The organism is Bacillus sp. FDAARGOS_235 (assembly GCF_002073415.2).
Lineage (GTDB): Bacteria > Bacillota > Bacilli > Bacillales > Bacillaceae_G > Bacillus_A > Bacillus_A toyonensis.
The window spans coordinates 2,710,089-2,728,306 of sequence record NZ_CP020437.2 but is presented as its reverse complement, the minus strand read 5'-3'; the positions used below and the strand labels follow the sequence as shown (position 1 = coordinate 2,728,306).

Genomic DNA, 18,218 nt, shown 5'->3' with positions numbered 1-18,218 from the left:
CTCCTTATTTGTTTAATGTAGTTGCAACTGCTTTTGCATCGACAAGTGCGGATAGCACCATGCCCATTGTGTTAAAAAAATTGTTTGATTTCATTTTGTTCATCATGCGTATCCGCTCCTTTTCGAATTGTTGTTGCCCTGCTTTATGTCTTAATTATAGGGAAAATGATGAACTACAACTATCGAATTATCTTACGGGAGACTTACACTTTTGTAAGAAAAAAAGACATTCGTGTAAGAATGTCTTTTAAAGCATATTGATGTGATGGTGCTCTTCAATTGTTTTTAAAAAGCTACGCATTGAATTGGTCATGTAGCTATCTTTGCGGCGTATGAAAACAGTTGAAATACTACCGTATTTCTCGGGAATCGGATGACAGTGTACTTTACCTGCTGTAGAAAGATGTTGTACCGCGGACTGGGGCACGAGTGTAATCCCAAGACCGAGTGCTACACTATTTAATATTGTTTCTAATATGTTAAATTCCATAATTCTTTTTGGTAGCAAACCTTCATCTTTAAGCCATCGTTCTAGTTTGGTACGGTATCCACACCCTTGATTAAAAACGAGTAAGGGCGTCGTAGTAAATTCTTCTATATGAAAAGCTTTATTTTGTGTCACGAGCATTAATTTTTCTGTACTAACATCGTATTGTTCAATTAGTGGATGCTTAATAGGACCTGATATAAAGGCGCCATCTAATTGATGGTCAAGGACTTCTCTAATAAGTTCTTCGGTTAGACCAGCTTGTAATGATAAATCAACGTTTGGATAGCTTTTATAGTAAGAAGACAAAATGGTAGGCAATGTACTTACTGTTTCGACTGTACCGATTTTTAATATACCAGATGGTGTTTCACTATCTAGAAACACTTGTTTTAGCTCTTCAACATCTTGCAAAATTTTATTAACATAAACGAGCATTTTTCTTCCTTCAGCTGTTAAAGTCATGCCTCGTTTATGACGGTAAAAGAGCGGTGTTTTTAGCTCGTTTTCTAATTGTTTAATACGTGCGGTTACATTTGATTGTACATAATTTAATTCCTTTGCTGCGCCGCTTACACTACCGCGATCGGCAACGCTTTGGAAGATTTGTAAGTCTCGTAATTCCATTGTATGCTCCCCCTTGATGTTAACTATCATTATAAATGATAGTTAACATCATTTTGAATCGTTTTACGTGATATGTTTTTTCTTTTACAATTCTCTTTGTGCAAATAGAAAGAAGCGGGGGATTATGGTGAGAAGAGGTCAAATAGTAATAGGAGCTTTGGCATGTTTAATTGCAAGTATGTCATGGGGAGCGATGTTTCCGGTTGCTGATCATGCGCTAGAATACATAGATCCATTTTATTTTTCACTTATTCGTTATGGAGCAGTGGCGATAGTACTGATTATATTATTGTTAATGAAAGAAGGAAAACAGGCATTTCGTTTAGAAGGAAGGGGAAAGTTACTCGTCTTTTTTGGAACGATGGCGTTTACTGTATATAATGTACTCATATTTTTAGGTCAAATGTTAATGGGAAAATCAGGTGTAATGGTAGCCTCCATTATGGAAGCACTCATGCCGATGATTTCCATTTGTATTTTATGGGGATATAAGCATATAAAACCGAAAAAATATATGATAACGAGCATGATTATCGCTTTTGTAGGAGCTGTGTTTGTTATTACGAAAGGTGATATGAGTTTCTTTTTAACATTGAAAGATAACATGTTTTCACTAGCGTTTATATTTATTGGTGTTGTAGGTTGGGTTATTTATACGATGGGTGGTCAAACGTGTAGCGATTGGTCAACATTACGCTATTCTACATTGACGTGTGTATTTGGTACGACTGTCACAGGAATTATAACTGTAATGATTACGGTGCTTGGGTATGTTCCAGTCCCAAGTATGGGAACGATTTCTATCGTGAAGTATGATTTGTTATTTATGATGACATTACCAGGAATCATAGCGCTACTCGCTTGGAATTACGGTGTGAAAATCTTATCATCGATTAACGGCATTTTATTTATTAATTTTGTACCCGTTACGACTTTGATTATTATGATGATACAAGGGTATCAAATAACAATGTTTGATATTGTAGGAACTTTACTTGTTATTGCAGCACTTATTCGCAATAACGTTTGTCAGAGAAAAGAAGAAAATATAAATAAGCAAGTTTTACAAGAAGAGCAATTACGCCAAGCGGTTTAATAGGCAATTGGAGGATTTAACATGTTAGAAAGTTTATTGTTTTTCTTCGCCGTCGGAGTTGCGTGCGAGCTTGCAGCAATTAATCGAAATGGTCGTAAGAAGGTAAAACAACAAGCTGAACTGATACAGCTTTTAAAAGAGTTAAAAGAAAGAAAAATTTAAAAAGACGACCGGGCATAGACGGTCGTCTTTTTCTATATATAAAGGGGAAAGGGGACACAAAGTTTATATAAGCGTAGCAGCGTAAATAAAAGCAGTAAGAAGAAGAGAGCCGCTAGCTAGTCCTAAAAAATCTAATTTGTTAAAGGTGATATTTTGCATAATATATTCTCCTTACTTGTTTAATGTAGAAGCAACAGATTTTGCATCGATAAGAGCGGACAATACCATGCCCATTGTATTCGTAAATTTGTTGTTCTTCATTTTGTTCATCATATCGATCCGCTCCTTTTCAAATGGTTGCCCTGTTTCTGACTTAATTGTATAAGATATTGGGGAGAGTCACTATCGAATTAGCTTACAAGAAAATTACACTTTTGTAAGAATTGAAATTTAACAATAAATACTTATTTTTATTACCAACTCCTAAAACTTAGTGTTATAATCATTGTAAGAAAATGATTATACTTCGGATATTTAGAAAGGAACGAAACAAATGTATAAACCAATTACATTTTCGTTGAAATATATATTTAAAATGGCTGGGAAAGTAGAAGTACAAGGGAGAGAGAAATTACCAGAAGGCGGCCCTTACGTTGTTGCGTGTACACATACGAGTTTTATGGACGTTTTAATGTTAGCAACTGGGATGTATCCAACCCAAATTCATTACATGGCCAAAAAAGAATTATTTGAAGGGAAATTCAAAAACTGGTTCTTTAAAAATGTAAATGCATTTCCGGTAGATCGTGCGAATCCAGGGCCGAGCACATTAAAAATTCCATCGCGTTTATTAAAAGAGGGAAAAGTAGTAGGGATTTTCCCAAGTGGAACGAGATCAACAGAAGACGTTTCATTAAAAGCGGGGGCTGTTACGATTGCACTGCGTTCTAACGTTCCATTAGTGCCGGCAGCTTATATTGGTCCATCAAGTGTAAAAGAATTAATAAAAGGAAAAAAAGCGCAATTAGTTTTTGGAGATCCGATTCAAATTGATGCCGGAGAACAAATAGATCGAAAAACGGCTATGAAAATGATGACAGATCAATTAAACGAAAAATTTGAAGAACTAAAGGAAACTTTGCAATCGAAACAAAAGTAAAAAAGACGACCGGGCATAGACGGTCGTCTTTTTCTATATATAAAGGGGAAAGGGGACACAAAGTTTATATAAGCGTAGCAGCGTAAATAAAAGCAGTAAGAAGAAGAGAGCCGCTAGCTAGTCCTAAAAAATCTAATTTGTTAAAAGTGATGTTGTTCATTATAATCTCTCCTTACTTGTTTGTAGAAGCAACAGATTTTGCATCGATAAGAGCGGACAATACCATGCCCATTGTATTTGTAAATTTGTTGTTCTTCATTTTGTTCATCATATTAATCCGCTCCTTTTCGAATAGTTGTTGCCCTGTTTCTGACTTAATTGTATAAGATATTGGGAAGAGTCACTATCGAATTAGCTTACAGGAAAATTACACTTTTGTAAGAAAAACGAATGAAGGTGTAATGATGAGAAGATTTGACATATGTTCATGGAATTCATTAAGTTAAAAGGAGAGGTGAGTGTATGGCTAATATTAAAGATATCGCAAAGATGGCCGGAGTTTCAGTTACGACCGTTTCGAGGGTGCTAAATGATCACCCATATGTAAGTGAAGAAAAAAGGAAAGCGGTTATTGAGATAGTTGAGAAGTTGAATTACTCACAAAACGCAAACGCTGTTCATTTATCCAAAGGGAAGACGAATATTGTTGGTGTAATTTTACCTTACATTAATCATCCGTGTTTTGATGCGATGGTAGGTGGAATGATGGAGGTGGCGTTAGCTCATAATTACAGGGTGTTACTTTGCCAAACGAATTACAATAAAAAAGAAGAAATGAAAAGTTTACATATGCTAAAAACAAAACAATTGGACGGCCTTATTATTTGCTCGCGTGCGAATGATTGGGAAACGATAGAACCGTATGCTTCTTACGGCACAATAATTGCTTGTGAAGATAATGATATTTCAAATATCTCAAGTGTATATACAAATCATTCGGCAGCCTTTCAGTTAGGAATGAATTATCTTATTGAAAAAGGTTATAAAAAAATTGGTTATTGTACGGGAAGGAAGTTAGGGCCAAGTAGTCAAAAACGTTTTGATGTTTATAAACATCAATTACAATCCATAGATGAAGAGGTTAATGAAGAGTGGATTTTTACAGAATGTTTTACATTAGAAGATGGTGTGAGAGCGGCTCATAAGTTAAAGGAGATGCAGGTCCTCCCAGAAGCGTTAATAGTAGCAGGAGATGAAGTTGCGATTGGGATTATGACAGAAGTTGAAAAGTTAGGTATTCAAGTTCCTGAGGATTTGGCGATTATTGGTTTTGATAATCAACCTATTTCACAAGTGTTACAGTTGACAACGATTGATCAAAATTTAAAGGAGATAGGCAAAAACGCTTTTGAAATGTTTTATAGGCAAGTGAGCAACGAGAGTTATAAACAAGAAAAGGTGGAGATTCCGTATGAACTTGTGGAACGCTCTACAGTTTAGTCTTAATCCGTTATGTGTATAATCGCATAACGGATTATTTTTTGAAATGTCTTTGACAGGAAACGCGTTTCATACTTTATAAAAGAGTTAAACCGGTCTGTAATAATCCATGGATTCTTTTCAAGTGTTAAAACAATGAATAGAATTTGGAGGAATATGCATGAATGAACTTTTATCGAGTATGAAAAAATATGTAGAGGATGACGAAAAGATTTTAGCTGTTGTGGTAGGGATATTTGAGAAGGATGATTTTACCGTAGCTTACCGGCATGGGATTTTCGCTGCTACTACTAGACGTCTCCTTTTTTACGGGAAATTTTCGGGCTACCCTGCAATATTTGAAGAGTATCCGTATTTGCATATAGATGACATAGATCTCTGTCCATATTTTGAATTTACTTGTAATCATGAAAGGGTTAGAGCTAGGTATATTCAGAAAGGGAATGTGGAGCGATTTGTTCGTGCAGTTAGAGAAAATATGAATAATTAATCAACCCTTTGTTTAAACATAATATCTCGATCTTTAAGAGGTAAAATGCGGAATAAAAACCACTTCTAAACCTCTAGGAGATAGTGATACAATGTCAAATGGGGGAGGGTATGAATTATGGTTAATCAACGTATAAAGGAAATAACACTAATTACAATTGGTTCATTATTATTCGCAATTGGTATTAATTACTTTGCAATTCCAAACCGTTTATCGGAAGGTGGAATTATTGGTTTAACGGTTGTTACGTACTACTTATTTGATTGGTCACCAGGGATTGTGAACTTTGCTATAAATGCAGTTTTACTAGCTATTGGTTATAAGTTTTTTGATAAAAAAACGATGGTTTATACGATTTTAGGGATTGTAGAAACATCCTTGTTTTTATATGTTACAGAACATATTGAGTATCATGTAAATAGTGATACGCTATTAGCAGCTTTATTTGCTGGTTTGTTTGTAGGTATCGGATTAGGCTGTATGTTCAAAGCTGGAGGTACATCAGGAGGATCGGCAATTTTAGCACAGTTAGCAAATCAATATTTAGGGTGGAGCGTTGGTAAAGGCGTACTTATTATTGATATCGTTGTAATTGCTGGTTCTGTATTTATAATAGGACAAGAAAAAGCGATGTACACACTTGTTGCAGTATTCATCGGTGCGAAAGTGATTGATTTCATTGTAGAAGGAATGGATACAAAAACGGCTGTTACAATCATTTCAAATCAACCAGATTTAATACGTGAGGCTATTACCAAAAACATGACACGCGGTGTCACTGTATTAGAAGGACGCGGCGGATATACTGGAAAAAATAAAGAAGTTTTATATGTTGTTATTAATAAACAAGAGCTTGTTAAGTTAAAGCAAGTTATTAGCCGAGTAGATGAAGATGCTTTCGTTGTTATTCATGATGTGCGTGATGTGCTTGGTGGGGGCTTTAAAGCGAGCTAAAAGGTGAACGAGTAAAATCGTTCACCTTTTTTTATTCTTACAAAAATGTAAGTGTAATGTAATGAGATTCAATAGTAGATTTTATTGCTTCTTCTTAAAATGGATGTATATATATCCTGCAGAGGAGGAATGTTTATTGTGAAGAAAAAAATGATCACTACTATAATAGCGATGCTAGTGATAGTAGTAATGTTACTGCCTACGAAACTTGGACCAGTTATTGATAAATATAATCCGCTTTATAAGACGAAAGAATACTATACGGTTGTGAATACAATTGGTCAGCATGTTGGTGATGAGTGGTATGAATATGAATTTATTGCATTTGACGAACGTGGAAGAGAACAAAAAATAAAGAAGACTGTTAAGCATATGTTAAAGAGAGATGAAGCATTAAAAGTGTACGCAAAAGGACGATACGGCGAGTCAATTGAAGAAATTGAAGCTGTAAATATTCCTATTAATGCGAAGAGTAAACTTTTAGCGATGAGATAGCGAAATATACCCCTGCCTATTTTTTGTCGAAAATCAAAATACTAGGTAGGGGTATTTCGAGGTTCGTAAAAAAGCCTTAGTCCATATGGGCTAAGGCTTTTTTTATTATATAAAGGGGAAGGGGGTACATTGTAGTAGCATGAGTGAAAGGTATAAGAAGAGTAGCTACTAGCAATGTAATTTGGTTATGTGAGCGTTCTTCTTATTTGGCTTACTTTCTAACTGTATTGTACGAAATATAGATATGGAAAACTATCGAATTACATTACGCATAGCTTACAAACATGTAAGCCTTCTGTAATGTAATTCGATAGTTAAAAGATAGTAAATTTAATATAGTATAAATAGAAAGTCTAATGTATTACTTTCTGTTTGTAATGTAAGGAAGAATGAAAAACCAACTACTTTTTAATAACCCTCATCTGTATGTAGATGGGGCTCTTTTTATAAACCTTACAACATTGTAAGGTTTACGTAAGTTAATTCGATAGTAAATTTGTCATATTTTTTGCATAATAGATACAAATAGATGAAAATAGTTAGGGATTTAGTAAGAAGGGAGAAAAATGGGATGCGTAAAGAAGAAGTAGTGAGGTTTCCAATTAAAGATTTCTGTAGCTACTTTACTGTTGCTGTAGTATGTATTGGATTATTTGATATCATAACAAACTTAATTGTTAAATAATATAGATGATAAAACAAGAAGGGAGTTCCTTTCTTGTTTTTTTTTATGGAGGAATAAAGATGAGGTGGATTGATAGCCATATACATGTTGATCAATATAAGGATGAAGAGAAAAGTAGATTACTTAAAGATTTGGAAAATAGTAAAGAGGTAAAGGGGCTTATTGCGGTATCTATGAATTATCAATCATGTAAGGAAACTTTATCTTTAGGAAAGAAATTCCCTTTCATACACCCAGCAATAGGATTTCATCCGGAGCAACCGATTCATAAAGAAGAATGTGAGCGCATATTCAAATTAATTGAAGCTCATGCTGAGGAAATCATTGCGATTGGTGAAGTGGGCTTGCCGTATTATTTAACGAAAGAAGATGAAGGGGTTACTATAGATTCATACGTGGCGATATTGAGACGATTTATAGAACTAGCTAGTGAATATGATTTGCCCATTGTATTACACGCAGTTTATGAAGATGCCGATATTGTATGTGATTTACTTGAAGAATATAAAATTTCACGTGCACACTTCCATTGGTTTAAAGGAAATGAAGCGACAATGGGACGGATGGTGAGGAATGGTTATTATATTTCTATCACACCAGATGTTTTACATAAGGAGAAAATTAGAAAGATCGTTTCGTATTATCCACTGGAATATATGATGGTAGAAACGGATGGACCGTGGGAATTTCAAGAGAATACTATAACACACCCTTGTATGATTAAAGATGTATTAGAAGAAGTTAGTGTAATAAAAAAAATTCCAGTAGAGAAAGTTGCAGAACAAATATATAAGAATACAGTTCGCTTTTATCGATTGACTGAATCCTAAAAAACACCAAGCAGCTCGCTTAGTGTTTTTTATTAGGATTCTAATTTTTTCGCACGTCTTAATAATAATAGAAAGACAATGATAACGAACCCAAGTATAAGGAAGAATCCATATTGTTTTATATAATCAATTACGTCATTTGCACTAGTTGATTTTTCAACGTGGATACCGTCTTTATTAGTAGTAATATGAATATCTTTCATTTTTACTTCATTCGTTTCTTTTTGTAAATCAATCCACTCTATGTTTGGAATACTCTCTAGATCTTTTAATACTTCTTTTAATGGTTTCACACCTAAGTAAGGATGATAGAATGCACCAATAATTCCATCGGATAATTTAGCAACAGATAAAGCACGCTCTTTCATTTGGGCAATAGCTCGTGGTTTATCTTCTTCAATAAATCCAACTGTTTCAGGCATTAATTTCATTCCATGTAGAAATGATGGTGTACTTCTATACGCTGGAGAGTGCATGGATTTCCAAGTTGTATCACTTAACTGCAGTTGACCTACATAAGTTGAAAAGTACTTTGATAAGATTTCATAACCTTTTTGAGACATTGTGTAATGAGGTGCTTCAAATGCGACAGGATATAGTTTAGCATCTACAAGTTCTTGGATACCTTTTTCAATATGATCTGTCGTATATTTTTCTTCAAATGCTTCACCTTTTTTTACATATTGGTTATATGCCTCTATATTTGGGAAATTATCTTTTGTTTTTGGCTTTTCATGCTTCGGTTGACGAATGGGTTGATCAGTTTTTACGTCCCAAAATTCAAACCCTTCACCAGTTTCACTGTCATAAAATTGGTGAGTATAACCATGCATAATAATTGCTGCACCATCATCTTGCATAGAGCGTAAAAGATCGACTAGTTCGGGTTTATCTTTTAAATGTAGTGTTTCACCTGTATCTGGATCTGTATATACAGGAATAACAGTTATCATGTAAGGAATCTTTTTCTTCTTTAATAAGTCGGCAATATCCTGTAATTGATTTATATCTGCAGCTGGGTGAACATCCTCGAGGCGTAAATAGGCTAATTTTTTATTAGTTTCAGGTTTTTGTTGAAAATAAGAAAATAAGCTTTCGCCAATATAATAAGATATCCAATCAAAGAGGTTGGAAGTTGCAACGTAATACGAATTGTTTTGCTGTACAATTAATGGATAAGTATTATTGTCTCTTAAGGCATGGGCAAGAATTGTTCCATTTGTATCAAGTTGTTTAATTGATCTCTCTTCCTCTAATGTATTCTTTAGCTTACGTGTTGGATATTCAATTTTATCAGAGTTTATATCTTCGTTTTTAAGTGTGATGAACGAAAAACGATTAGATAACTGTTCTATGTTTTGACCTAAAACTAGTAGTGGTCCGGGGAAGCTTTCTAGAAATTCTTTTGCTTCAGTAGAAAGTTCTTCTTGTTTTTCACCCATGTAAATAACGTGTGTATACGAAGATTTATCAGTTACTTCAGATAACTGTTTTATATTTTTAATTGTTATATCATTAGTGAAATGTCCTACTTGTGTATTAAGTATTTGGATATCACTTGTAATTTGATCATCATTTGAACTGTATAAAATAAGGACTTTCGACTTTTCGGTTTTTTGTGCGGAAATAGGGACAGGAATTAATAGTAGTAAACTGAATAAGAGTAATAGCCATTTTTTCATATTATTATTCTCCTAGTTTATATTTAGAATTCAATTTACAATTATATACAAAAAATAAGTTATAGTCTATGAAAGTTACATTTTTGCACGTATTTACCAAATGTTTTTTCACAAAATAGGCCTAAAGCATGATGATAATATGTATAGTTATTTGCTATGATAAAAGAGTAAGAGAATGATAGAACATAGGTAATTGTAAAGGGAAGGCTGAAAGGGGACAAATTTCAGCGGAGAAAGAGGTAGAGGTAGTGAAGAAATTCTTTGTAGGATTTTTAGTCGTTCTTGGGGTGTATTTATATTTCCAAGGAAAGTCTGAAGGAATGGATAAGCTAGTGAAAGAGACAAGCTATGTTGATTCAGAAGAAGCAAAACAGATGAAACAAATTATTATAGAGGAAGCAAAGAAAGTAAATCTTCCAGAATGGATACCTCTTACAATTGCCGAACATGAAAGTCGATTGAATCCAAGAAGTATTGGAGACAACGGAACTTCATTCGGATTGTTTCAATTGCACCGTGGTGGTGGACTTGCGCCAGATCATTTAACTGATGAAGAGTTGAAAGACCCACGTACAAATGCACAAATTGCAATGCCGCATTTGGTGAAGGGATATAAGCGCGGGGTGCAAAGAGGCTTGACTGATTTTGCATTATTGAAATATGTAGCGAATACATCAGGATGGCCAGGGAATTTAGGGCCAGAGTGGACGGATAACAATATGAAGTATAACGTTGGATTAGAGAACGTATACTATCGAAATAAAGGTGTACTAAAAGAGTAGGTTTTCGATACCTACTCTATTTTTTTATGGATATTTTTGTCTTCCTGCCTTGTGAAGTACTGCGCTAGTTGTATGTTCACTTCTTCTAGTTTTGTAGAAACTTGTGGTATTTTATATCCTACATACAACGGTGAAACGACAAACCTAGGAACAACTTTACAAATAATTTTTCCGTTTAAGTGATAGAAGAATAAGTTATAACTGCTACACCCTTTATGGAAATCTGTCAGTATGTATCGTACAGTTTGCTGAATGTAATTTGCCATTTCATCTATACATGCAATATCATCAATGATTATATTGAATTCAGTAAAACCGATAATAGGAAGCTCTGAAATATTGAGTTCAATACGTTCATTTTTTTGAACAATTATCCCTTGGAAATTTTCCTCTTCAATATTCTCGAGATAGTCTACATGTTTCATTCCGATAATTTGCATGTGTGCATGATGCAAACTTCCGCCTGAAAATGGACCATGATTTTTGTATAAAATTACAGATGAAAAGTCTTCGTTTTCCTGTAACTTTAACCAATGTTGAATAGAGAAATGAATTAGTTTTCGCATATGCTCTTCTGTATATGTTGCGATATGATCTTCACAATTATCCGTTTCGATTAACACGGTTTGAAATGTATCTTTTAATGTAGGGAATTTATTTTTCAACCAAATAATTGAGCCCTCAGTTTCTAAAATATCCGTTAAATTTTCTCTATCGCAAAATGGACATGCAGCGCTTCTGTTCCGAATGCTTTCTGGTTTTTGTTTACCGATATCGTTTAAAAAATATAGTTGTTGTGTATCCATTTGTATATACCCCTTTAAAATATGTGTAAAAATCCCGCTTAATACATTCGGGGAAAGGAGGAGGAAATCCTTTAAAGTGAATAGGGAAAAATAAAAGACAAGATATCCTCATTACGATAGGGTATCTTGTCTTTTATTTTTTCTTTAATAATGTGTATGGATAATATAGAGTATTTTCACTATGTTTCGTTTTTCTATTTTTTATTGTGTATAAGGCGATTGCTGTACTTGCGATTATAATAATGGCTTTCTTCATATTCATATAACCCCTTTTTATTGTTGGTTTAATTCTTGGCTAACTGCCTTTGCATCGACTAAAGCGTGTAAGATCATTTTCACCATGTTCATCATATTTCTTCACTCCTTTTTATAGTTCATTTAGTTCTTTTACAACTGCTTGTCCGTTCACTAATACCTCAAAGATTGCTTTTACGATTTCTTTCATCATGATTGCTTCCTCCTTTTGTTTGTCTCTCTTGTTTACATCTTTATTGTATAGGGAGGCATCTTTTCGTACTATCGCTTTCCATTACGTGAACATAACAGTTTTGTAAGATTTGATGTCACTTATTGAAATGTTTAGTCTATCTTCATTATTTTCAGAAAAATGACTATTCAAACATAAAATAGGGAAGTATAATAAAGAAGTAAGTATTAAATTCCGTACGAAAGGGGTGAATGAGATGAAACGTTCTTTAGCTGCGCGTGCCAAATTTTTAGATTTTATCTATTTTTGTCGTGCGATTTTTCATGATGTAATTGTTAACGGGATACGTCTGCCCTTTTTTAACAATTGCATAGTAGCTATTGAACGATAGAAATCTCTTCACCCATTTTTAATAAACGTGTGAAAAGGGAGCTATTTGGCTTCCTTTTTCTATGTCGAAAATCATGGGGAATGTTTCTTTCCCATGGTTTTTTTATATTGAAAGGAGTACGGAAAATGACAATTTGTAGTGTAAATAATGTAACGAAATCTTTTGGTGGAAACATCATATTTGAAAATATATCGCTTGAAATAAAGAATGGTGAACGTGTTGGTTTAGTTGGCCGTAACGGTAGTGGGAAGACAACAATCTTTGGTCTTCTAACAGGAATGGAGAATGTGGATGCAGGAGCCGTTCATATGAAGAAAGGTACACGTATTGGTCATGTCGCACAAATTCCAAAGTTTGATGAGGGCATGACTGTATACGATGTATTGGGTTCCGCCTTTAAAGTAGAAAAGGAATTAGAAAAAGAAATGCGTGTTTTAGAAAAAAATATGACGGAGGAACGGGAAGCGTCTGCTTTGCAAAAATTGATGGAGAGGTACGGTGTAATTCAAGAAAAATTTACGTTTCTTGGTGGTTATGAAATAGAGGCAAATATTATGAAGGTAGCAAATGGTCTACAAGTGACGGAACTATTCCTCCGATCATTTCTAGAATTAAGTGGAGGAGAACAGACGAAGGTAAGCCTTGCGTATATGCTATTGCAGAAACCAGATTTACTTCTATTAGATGAACCGACAAATCATTTGGATTTATTTGCAGTCGAATGGTTAGAGCAATTTTTAAAAGAATACACCGGAACGGTTATGGTTATTTCACATGATCGCTATTTCCTTGATGAAGTTGTAACGAAAGTTTTTGATTTAGAAGATGGAGAAATTCACGTGTATCATACGAATTATTCTCAGTTTGTTGAGGAGAAGGAAGAAAGGTTGCTTCATGAGTTTCAGGCTTATCAAGAACAGCAAAAGAAAATAAAGAAAATGAAAGAAGCAATTAAGCGTCTACGTGAATGGGCAAATCAAGCGAATCCGCCGAATGAAGGACTGCATAAGAGAGCGAGAAATATGGAACGTGCGTTAGAACGTATGGAGAAGTTAAAGAGACCGATTTTAGAACGAAAACAGATGGGACTTCAGTTTGAAGGGCAAGAGAGAAGCGGGAAAGATGTTGTTGTAATGAAAGAAGTGAGTAAAGGTTTTTCTGACAAACCTTTATTTGAACAAGCGAATTTACATGTTCGTTTTCAGGAGCGTGCGGCTATCGTTGGTCGTAATGGCACAGGGAAGACTACGCTACTAAAATTACTATTAGAAGAAATAGAGCCAGATGCTGGTGAAATTCGGATGGGTAGTAGTGTCAAAATTGGTTATTTATCGCAGCATGCGTACGGAAATATGAAGAGTAATGTATTGGAAGCTTTCAGAGAGTATGTAGCTGTAACAGAGGGAGAAGCAAGACATATATTAGCTAAGTTTTTATTTTATGGTCCAGCTGTGTTTAAGAATGTAACGCAACTGAGCGGTGGAGAAAAAATGAGGCTAAGACTGGCGCAACTTATGTATCAAGACATCAATTTTTTAATTTTAGATGAGCCGACAAACCATCTTGATATTGAATCAAGGGAAGTTTTAGAGGAAGCTCTTGAGCAATATAATGGAACGATTTTAGCTGTTTCACATGATCGTTATTTTTTAAATAAGTTATTTGAAAAGACGTATTGGATTGATGAACGCAAATTATTTGAGTTTGCAGGGAACTATGCATGGGCTCGTCAAAAGTGGGAGGAAAGGATTGAGAAGCAAGTAATAAGGCAGAAACCTCAAGGGAGAAAAAGTATTGAAACAGTCCCTGTAAAAAAGAAAGAAGCTAGGAATATTGAGGGGATTGAAACCGAGTTAATGCGTGTAGAAGAAGATATATATGCACTTGAATGTAAAATGGAACATGTAGCTGATGTTGAAATGCTTGAACAATTGTATGAAGAAAAAACGAAAAAAGAGTTGTTACGAGCGGAGTTATATAATGAGTTAGATAATATTGTGGGGTAAAGAGTAGAAAGCTAATTCCTTTCAGTTTTGCTGAAGGGATTAGCTTTCTTTTTTTATAACTATATTTTACTGTAAGAGATAAATGAAAAAGTGTGTTTCACGTGAAACAGTAACTTGGGTAAATCTTTGTTACGCATCTTGTATAGGTTGTGAAACATATGCAATGATGAGGCAAAATATATATGTTATTAGTAGATTTTCGATAGGATTAATTACGAAAGTAAAGGCTAATTATTTCCCGAGACATAAGTATGTATGATGGAAATCTGAGATTGAAAATAAAAAAGAAAGCAGAGTCACAGCTTTACGCGCTGAACTCTGCTTTCTTTTTGTGTGGTATCTTCTTTTGTTGAAATGATAATAGCGATCCCGAGCATAATAAAAAAAGCTAAAAAGAGGACGAATTTTGGGAAGAAAGGGAATAGTAATAGCGCCCCGACTATCATAATTGTTAATAATACGTAGTGCAGGACATATTGGAATAGGTTGTCCATGTTTTCGCCCCCTTTTTGGTAATTGATTATTAGTATTCTATGTTTCATGCTGAAGGAATAGAAGTAGTTTTTATGTTTTTTAATATAAAATGTGGATGCATAAACTAAAAAACATTAGAAGCGATACATATTGAAAACGAAAAGGGACTTATAAAAAAAGCTATAGTAGGGGTTAAGTGAAGATAACTACAACGATATGTAGTTTCCTAAATTAAATAGACAATATTTTTGAAAAAAACCATAAAAATATTTATTTAGAAAGAATTGACAAAATATATTGAAAGTTATAAGCTATTAACCATAAAGTCTACCGGAAAAGTCGGAATAAGATTGTTACCCCTCAAAAACATCTATTTTTTACGATTAAAACCGACTTTTCCGATTGGCTATAAATGTTGCTGTGGGAGGCATACATAAGGCAAGCAGTTCATAAGGTGTAATTATTAAAAAAAAGTTAGGGTGGGGACAATGAAGAAAAAGACGAAAAAATGGGCTGGTGTATTTTCGGTATTAATGAGTAGTTCGCTTGTGCTATCTGCTTGTGGGGGACAGGAAGATAAGGCTTCTACAGAACCGGTTAAACAACAAGATTTAAAAAATATAAAAATTGAAAAGATCGCTGCGACAGATAAAACGAAAGTACCAGATAAAGCGAAGAATAGAAAAGATACGCTAGTAGTTGGTATTAGTAAACCTGGTGGCGTATTTTTACCATATTTCCAACAAAATGGTTGGGATGGAAACGTGACTTCAGTGATTTTTGCATCTCTTGTATCAACGGATAAACAAGGGAAACCAATTCCGGAATTAGCGGAGAAGTGGGACGTTTCTTCTGATCAGTTAACATATACATTCCATTTACGTAAAGACTTAAAATTTAGCGATGGATCGCCATTAACAGCAGATGATGTAGCGTTCACATTGACGCTTTTACATGATAAGGCATATGAAGGTGAAATAGATATCTCTCAATATGCGGTTAAAGGTGGTAAAGAATATAAAGAAGGAAAGGCAACTTCTATTGAAGGTATTCAAGTTGTTGATCCACAAACAATTAAAATTACCACTGAAAAAGTTAATTCACAAGCTATATTTGTTTTAGGTGGTACAGTATTATCAAAAGCTTATTACGGAAAAGATTACAAACAAAATACAAGTTTAGATTACTTAAAAGAGTTATATGGAAAACCGATAGCTGCGGGTCCCTATAAATTTGAAAAGTATATCCCGGGGCAAGAAGTTCGATTTGTAGCAAATGAAAATTATTATGCGGGCAAACCCAAAATTCCAAACTTCATTTATAAAATTACTTCTGGCGATACGAAGCTTCAATTATTCCAAACAGGTGAGGTTGACTACACTGGCCTAGGTACTGGTGATGAAATTCTTGAACAGGCTAAGGGTTTAGAATTTGCGAATATCCAAATCGAAACAGCAGCGTCATTTAGTTATATTTATATGAATAATAATAAGCCGTACTTAAAGGATAAAAAGGTTCGCCAAGCACTTATTTACGGATTAGATCGTAAAAAATATGTTGATACAGCATTGAAAGGATACGGTACGGTAGCTAATGTACCAATTCATCCAACTTCTTGGGCTTATACGGAAGAAGGAGTTAATAAATATGAATACGACAAAGAAAAAGCGAAAAAATTATTAGATGAAGCAGGATGGAAAGTTGGTTCGGATGGAGTTCGTGAAAAAGATGGTCAAAAATTAAAGCTTTCTTATTTCGGCCCAAGTTCGGCTAAAGATAGTGATTTATTAATTCCAATTGCGAAAGAGAATTATAAAGAAATAGGTGTAGAATTTAATCCAGAATTTATGGACTTTAATACTATGCTTTCGAAGGTAAATAAAGGTGACTATGATTTAGCTTCTGTTTCGACACCGATTACAAGTGATCCGAGTGAAACAGCTGGTGAATATTTGTCTGGTGTCAATGATAAGAGTCTTGGTTATAAAAATGCGAAAGTAGATGAGTTAATTAAAAAAGGTATTGAGACAGTTGATATTGAAAAACGTAAACCTATTTATAAAGAATTATATAAAGAGTTAAGTGATGACCCACCAGTAATTCTATTAAACTACCGTAGAACAATTACTGGTTATAACGGGAATATAAAAGGAATTGACTCTGAAAAATACAATAGTATTAGCGCAAACTTACCAGTTTTATCATTTGAAAAATAACGATAAGGATGTATAAATAGAAGACATTTTTTCATTCGGTTAGTAATGTACCGCTTTGAAAAAATGTTCTTCTATTTTAGGCATAAGATTGGAGAGAAAAAGGGTGAAAACATATATCGTTCGTAGGTTGTTACAAATGATTCCTACACTGTTCGGAACATCAATTATTATTTTCTTCCTGTTTGCGCTTCTTCCAGGAGACTATATTGATTCAAATCCAAAGATTACACCTGAAAGGGCAGCTGAACTTAGGGAATTATATGGATTAAATAAGCCAATTGTTGAGCGTTATTTTCATTGGTTAGGTAATGCATTGCAAGGGGATTTTGGTTTTTCGCTTCAATATCAGGAACCTGTAACGTCATTATTAAATAAATTTATTTGGAATTCTTTTAGTGTAGCTGTTATTGCATTGTTTTTTATTTGGCTAATTGCACTTATTATCGGCGTATTCTCAGCGACGAAGCAACATTCTTTATTCGATAAACTTGTAACAATTGGTGTCTTTGCAGCAATGTCATTTCCTTCATTTTTTATCGGTTTGTTTTTAATTAAGGTGTTCGCGGTGGACTTTAAGTTATTACCGATAGGCGGAATGATTGATGTCGGGAGTAATTCGACTGGATTAGCTTACGTAATAGAAGTTGCCAAGCATATGGTTTTACCAGTATTTATTTTGACTCTTCTTGGTGTGGGTTCATTAACTCGTTACTTTAGAACAAGCATGTTAGAGGTTGTAAGGCAAGATTACATACGAACAGCACGGGCGAAAGGTTTAAAGGAGAAGACTGTTATTTATAAGCATGCGTTAAAAAATGCAATATTACCGGCGATTACGTTATTAGCATTTGAATTACCAGGTTTATTTTCGGGAGCAATTATTATTGAACAAATTTTTAACTGGCCAGGGATTGGTAATATTCAATTAGAAGCACTAAATTTTCGTGATTATACAGTATTAATGGCATTTACGATGTTTCTTTCTTGTTTAACAATTGTTTCAAACTTTTTCGCTGATATCGTATATGCAGTTGTCGATCCACGTATTCGGTTGAAGTAAGGGGGGATT

Annotated in this window: 20 protein-coding genes; 13 read left to right on the top strand and 7 right to left on the bottom strand. The window is 34.2% G+C overall.

Annotated elements, in window-relative coordinates:
• Window positions 1-247: 247 nt before the first annotated feature.
• Complete coding sequence (locus tag A6J74_RS15845) at window positions 248-1,114, bottom strand: LysR family transcriptional regulator (protein ID WP_000423064.1); 867 nt, start codon at window positions 1,112-1,114, stop codon at window positions 248-250.
• Between the two features lie 127 nt (window positions 1,115-1,241).
• Here A6J74_RS15845 and A6J74_RS15840 point away from each other — a divergent pair, with 127 nt between their 5' ends.
• Window positions 1,242-2,210, top strand: a complete 969-nt coding sequence (locus A6J74_RS15840) for a DMT family transporter (RefSeq protein WP_001252495.1) — start codon at window positions 1,242-1,244, stop codon at window positions 2,208-2,210.
• 21 nt (window positions 2,211-2,231) lie between these two features.
• A complete protein-coding gene (locus A6J74_RS15835; protein WP_000894071.1) occupies window positions 2,232-2,372 on the top strand; it encodes a YrzO family protein in 141 nt (46 codons plus the stop codon).
• A 63-nt stretch (window positions 2,373-2,435) separates the two neighbouring features.
• Here A6J74_RS15835 and A6J74_RS15830 read toward each other — a convergent pair whose 3' ends face one another.
• Window positions 2,436-2,531: a DUF3948 family protein gene (locus A6J74_RS15830; RefSeq protein ID WP_001179702.1), complete on the bottom strand. Its 96-nt coding sequence runs from the start codon at window positions 2,529-2,531 to the stop codon at window positions 2,436-2,438.
• 334 nt (window positions 2,532-2,865) lie between these two features.
• On the opposite strand from A6J74_RS15830, the gene A6J74_RS15820 reads away from it, so the two are divergent.
• A complete protein-coding gene (locus A6J74_RS15820) occupies window positions 2,866-3,471 on the top strand; it encodes a lysophospholipid acyltransferase family protein (RefSeq protein ID WP_000277795.1) in 606 nt (201 codons plus the stop codon).
• 64 nt (window positions 3,472-3,535) lie between these two features.
• Here the strand turns inward: A6J74_RS15820 and A6J74_RS15815 are convergent, their stop codons facing one another.
• A complete protein-coding gene (locus A6J74_RS15815; protein ID WP_001060006.1) occupies window positions 3,536-3,631 on the bottom strand; it encodes a DUF3948 family protein in 96 nt (31 codons plus the stop codon).
• Between the two features lie 302 nt (window positions 3,632-3,933).
• Here A6J74_RS15815 and A6J74_RS15805 point away from each other — a divergent pair, with 302 nt between their 5' ends.
• The 5 genes from A6J74_RS15805 (at window position 3,934) to A6J74_RS15780 (ending at window position 8,365) form a co-directional block, all read left to right on the top strand.
• Window positions 3,934-4,911 (top strand): LacI family DNA-binding transcriptional regulator, encoded by a 978-nt coding sequence (locus tag A6J74_RS15805; protein WP_001273894.1) that lies wholly within the window; start codon window positions 3,934-3,936, stop codon window positions 4,909-4,911.
• Window positions 4,912-5,071: 160 nt separating this feature from the next.
• Window positions 5,072-5,401, top strand: a complete 330-nt coding sequence (locus A6J74_RS15800; protein WP_001004254.1) for a PH domain-containing protein — start codon at window positions 5,072-5,074, stop codon at window positions 5,399-5,401.
• Window positions 5,402-5,518: 117 nt separating this feature from the next.
• Window positions 5,519-6,355: a YitT family protein gene (locus A6J74_RS15795; RefSeq protein ID WP_000248049.1), complete on the top strand. Its 837-nt coding sequence runs from the start codon at window positions 5,519-5,521 to the stop codon at window positions 6,353-6,355.
• Window positions 6,356-6,493: 138 nt separating this feature from the next.
• Window positions 6,494-6,850, top strand: coding sequence for a YxeA family protein (locus A6J74_RS15790; RefSeq protein ID WP_000728436.1), 357 nt, complete (start codon window positions 6,494-6,496; stop codon window positions 6,848-6,850).
• Window positions 6,851-7,594: 744 nt separating this feature from the next.
• Window positions 7,595-8,365 carry a TatD family hydrolase gene (locus A6J74_RS15780; RefSeq protein WP_001267182.1) on the top strand — a complete coding sequence of 257 codons (771 nt, stop codon included), beginning with the start codon at window positions 7,595-7,597 and terminating at the stop codon, window positions 8,363-8,365.
• Between the two features lie 32 nt (window positions 8,366-8,397).
• Here the strand turns inward: A6J74_RS15780 and A6J74_RS15775 are convergent, their stop codons facing one another.
• Complete coding sequence (locus A6J74_RS15775) at window positions 8,398-10,047, bottom strand: DUF2334 domain-containing protein (RefSeq protein ID WP_000759032.1); 1,650 nt, start codon at window positions 10,045-10,047, stop codon at window positions 8,398-8,400.
• A 248-nt stretch (window positions 10,048-10,295) separates the two neighbouring features.
• Between A6J74_RS15775 and A6J74_RS15770 the strand changes: the two genes are divergently transcribed.
• Entirely contained in the window at window positions 10,296-10,829 is a 534-nt protein-coding gene (locus A6J74_RS15770; RefSeq protein ID WP_000713241.1) for a transglycosylase SLT domain-containing protein, read from the top strand.
• 11 nt (window positions 10,830-10,840) lie between these two features.
• Here the strand turns inward: A6J74_RS15770 and A6J74_RS15765 are convergent, their stop codons facing one another.
• A complete protein-coding gene (locus A6J74_RS15765) occupies window positions 10,841-11,635 on the bottom strand; it encodes a DUF4931 domain-containing protein (RefSeq protein ID WP_002037820.1) in 795 nt (264 codons plus the stop codon).
• A 133-nt stretch (window positions 11,636-11,768) separates the two neighbouring features.
• A complete protein-coding gene (locus tag A6J74_RS15760) occupies window positions 11,769-11,897 on the bottom strand; it encodes a hypothetical protein (protein ID WP_002042521.1) in 129 nt (42 codons plus the stop codon).
• 421 nt (window positions 11,898-12,318) lie between these two features.
• Here A6J74_RS15760 and A6J74_RS30460 point away from each other — a divergent pair, with 421 nt between their 5' ends.
• A complete protein-coding gene (locus A6J74_RS30460) occupies window positions 12,319-12,453 on the top strand; it encodes an RAxF-45 family protein (RefSeq protein ID WP_000830640.1) in 135 nt (44 codons plus the stop codon).
• A 125-nt stretch (window positions 12,454-12,578) separates the two neighbouring features.
• Complete coding sequence (abc-f, locus tag A6J74_RS15750) at window positions 12,579-14,459, top strand: ribosomal protection-like ABC-F family protein (RefSeq protein ID WP_000150880.1); 1,881 nt, start codon at window positions 12,579-12,581, stop codon at window positions 14,457-14,459.
• 296 nt (window positions 14,460-14,755) lie between these two features.
• Here abc-f and A6J74_RS15745 read toward each other — a convergent pair whose 3' ends face one another.
• Window positions 14,756-14,953 carry a hypothetical protein gene (locus A6J74_RS15745; protein ID WP_000369250.1) on the bottom strand — a complete coding sequence of 66 codons (198 nt, stop codon included), beginning with the start codon at window positions 14,951-14,953 and terminating at the stop codon, window positions 14,756-14,758.
• A 468-nt stretch (window positions 14,954-15,421) separates the two neighbouring features.
• On the opposite strand from A6J74_RS15745, the gene A6J74_RS15740 reads away from it, so the two are divergent.
• Both A6J74_RS15740 and A6J74_RS15735 read left to right on the top strand, forming a co-directional pair.
• Window positions 15,422-17,149, top strand: a complete 1,728-nt coding sequence (locus tag A6J74_RS15740; RefSeq protein WP_000730694.1) for an ABC transporter substrate-binding protein — start codon at window positions 15,422-15,424, stop codon at window positions 17,147-17,149.
• Between the two features lie 103 nt (window positions 17,150-17,252).
• Complete coding sequence (locus A6J74_RS15735; protein WP_000860741.1) at window positions 17,253-18,209, top strand: ABC transporter permease; 957 nt, start codon at window positions 17,253-17,255, stop codon at window positions 18,207-18,209.
• Window positions 18,210-18,218 lie beyond the last annotated feature (9 nt).

Coding starts and splice junctions, on each gene's coding strand:
- A6J74_RS15830 (WP_001179702.1), bottom strand. CDS start 2,531: ATGCAAAATATCACCTTTAACAAATTAGATTTTTTAGGACTAGCTAGC.
- A6J74_RS15780 (WP_001267182.1), top strand. CDS start 7,595: ATGAGGTGGATTGATAGCCATATACATGTTGATCAATATAAGGATGAA.
- A6J74_RS15815 (WP_001060006.1), bottom strand. CDS start 3,631: ATGAACAACATCACTTTTAACAAATTAGATTTTTTAGGACTAGCTAGC.
- A6J74_RS15740 (WP_000730694.1), top strand. CDS start 15,422: ATGAAGAAAAAGACGAAAAAATGGGCTGGTGTATTTTCGGTATTAATG.
- A6J74_RS15775 (WP_000759032.1), bottom strand. CDS start 10,047: ATGAAAAAATGGCTATTACTCTTATTCAGTTTACTACTATTAATTCCT.
- A6J74_RS15835 (WP_000894071.1), top strand. CDS start 2,232: ATGTTAGAAAGTTTATTGTTTTTCTTCGCCGTCGGAGTTGCGTGCGAG.
- A6J74_RS15745 (WP_000369250.1), bottom strand. CDS start 14,953: ATGGACAACCTATTCCAATATGTCCTGCACTACGTATTATTAACAATT.
- A6J74_RS15795 (WP_000248049.1), top strand. CDS start 5,519: ATGGTTAATCAACGTATAAAGGAAATAACACTAATTACAATTGGTTCA.
- A6J74_RS15845 (WP_000423064.1), bottom strand. CDS start 1,114: ATGGAATTACGAGACTTACAAATCTTCCAAAGCGTTGCCGATCGCGGT.
- A6J74_RS30460 (WP_000830640.1), top strand. CDS start 12,319: ATGAAACGTTCTTTAGCTGCGCGTGCCAAATTTTTAGATTTTATCTAT.
- A6J74_RS15805 (WP_001273894.1), top strand. CDS start 3,934: ATGGCTAATATTAAAGATATCGCAAAGATGGCCGGAGTTTCAGTTACG.
- A6J74_RS15765 (WP_002037820.1), bottom strand. CDS start 11,635: ATGGATACACAACAACTATATTTTTTAAACGATATCGGTAAACAAAAA.
- A6J74_RS15820 (WP_000277795.1), top strand. CDS start 2,866: ATGTATAAACCAATTACATTTTCGTTGAAATATATATTTAAAATGGCT.
- A6J74_RS15800 (WP_001004254.1), top strand. CDS start 5,072: ATGAATGAACTTTTATCGAGTATGAAAAAATATGTAGAGGATGACGAA.
- abc-f (WP_000150880.1), top strand. CDS start 12,579: ATGACAATTTGTAGTGTAAATAATGTAACGAAATCTTTTGGTGGAAAC.
- A6J74_RS15760 (WP_002042521.1), bottom strand. CDS start 11,897: ATGAATATGAAGAAAGCCATTATTATAATCGCAAGTACAGCAATCGCC.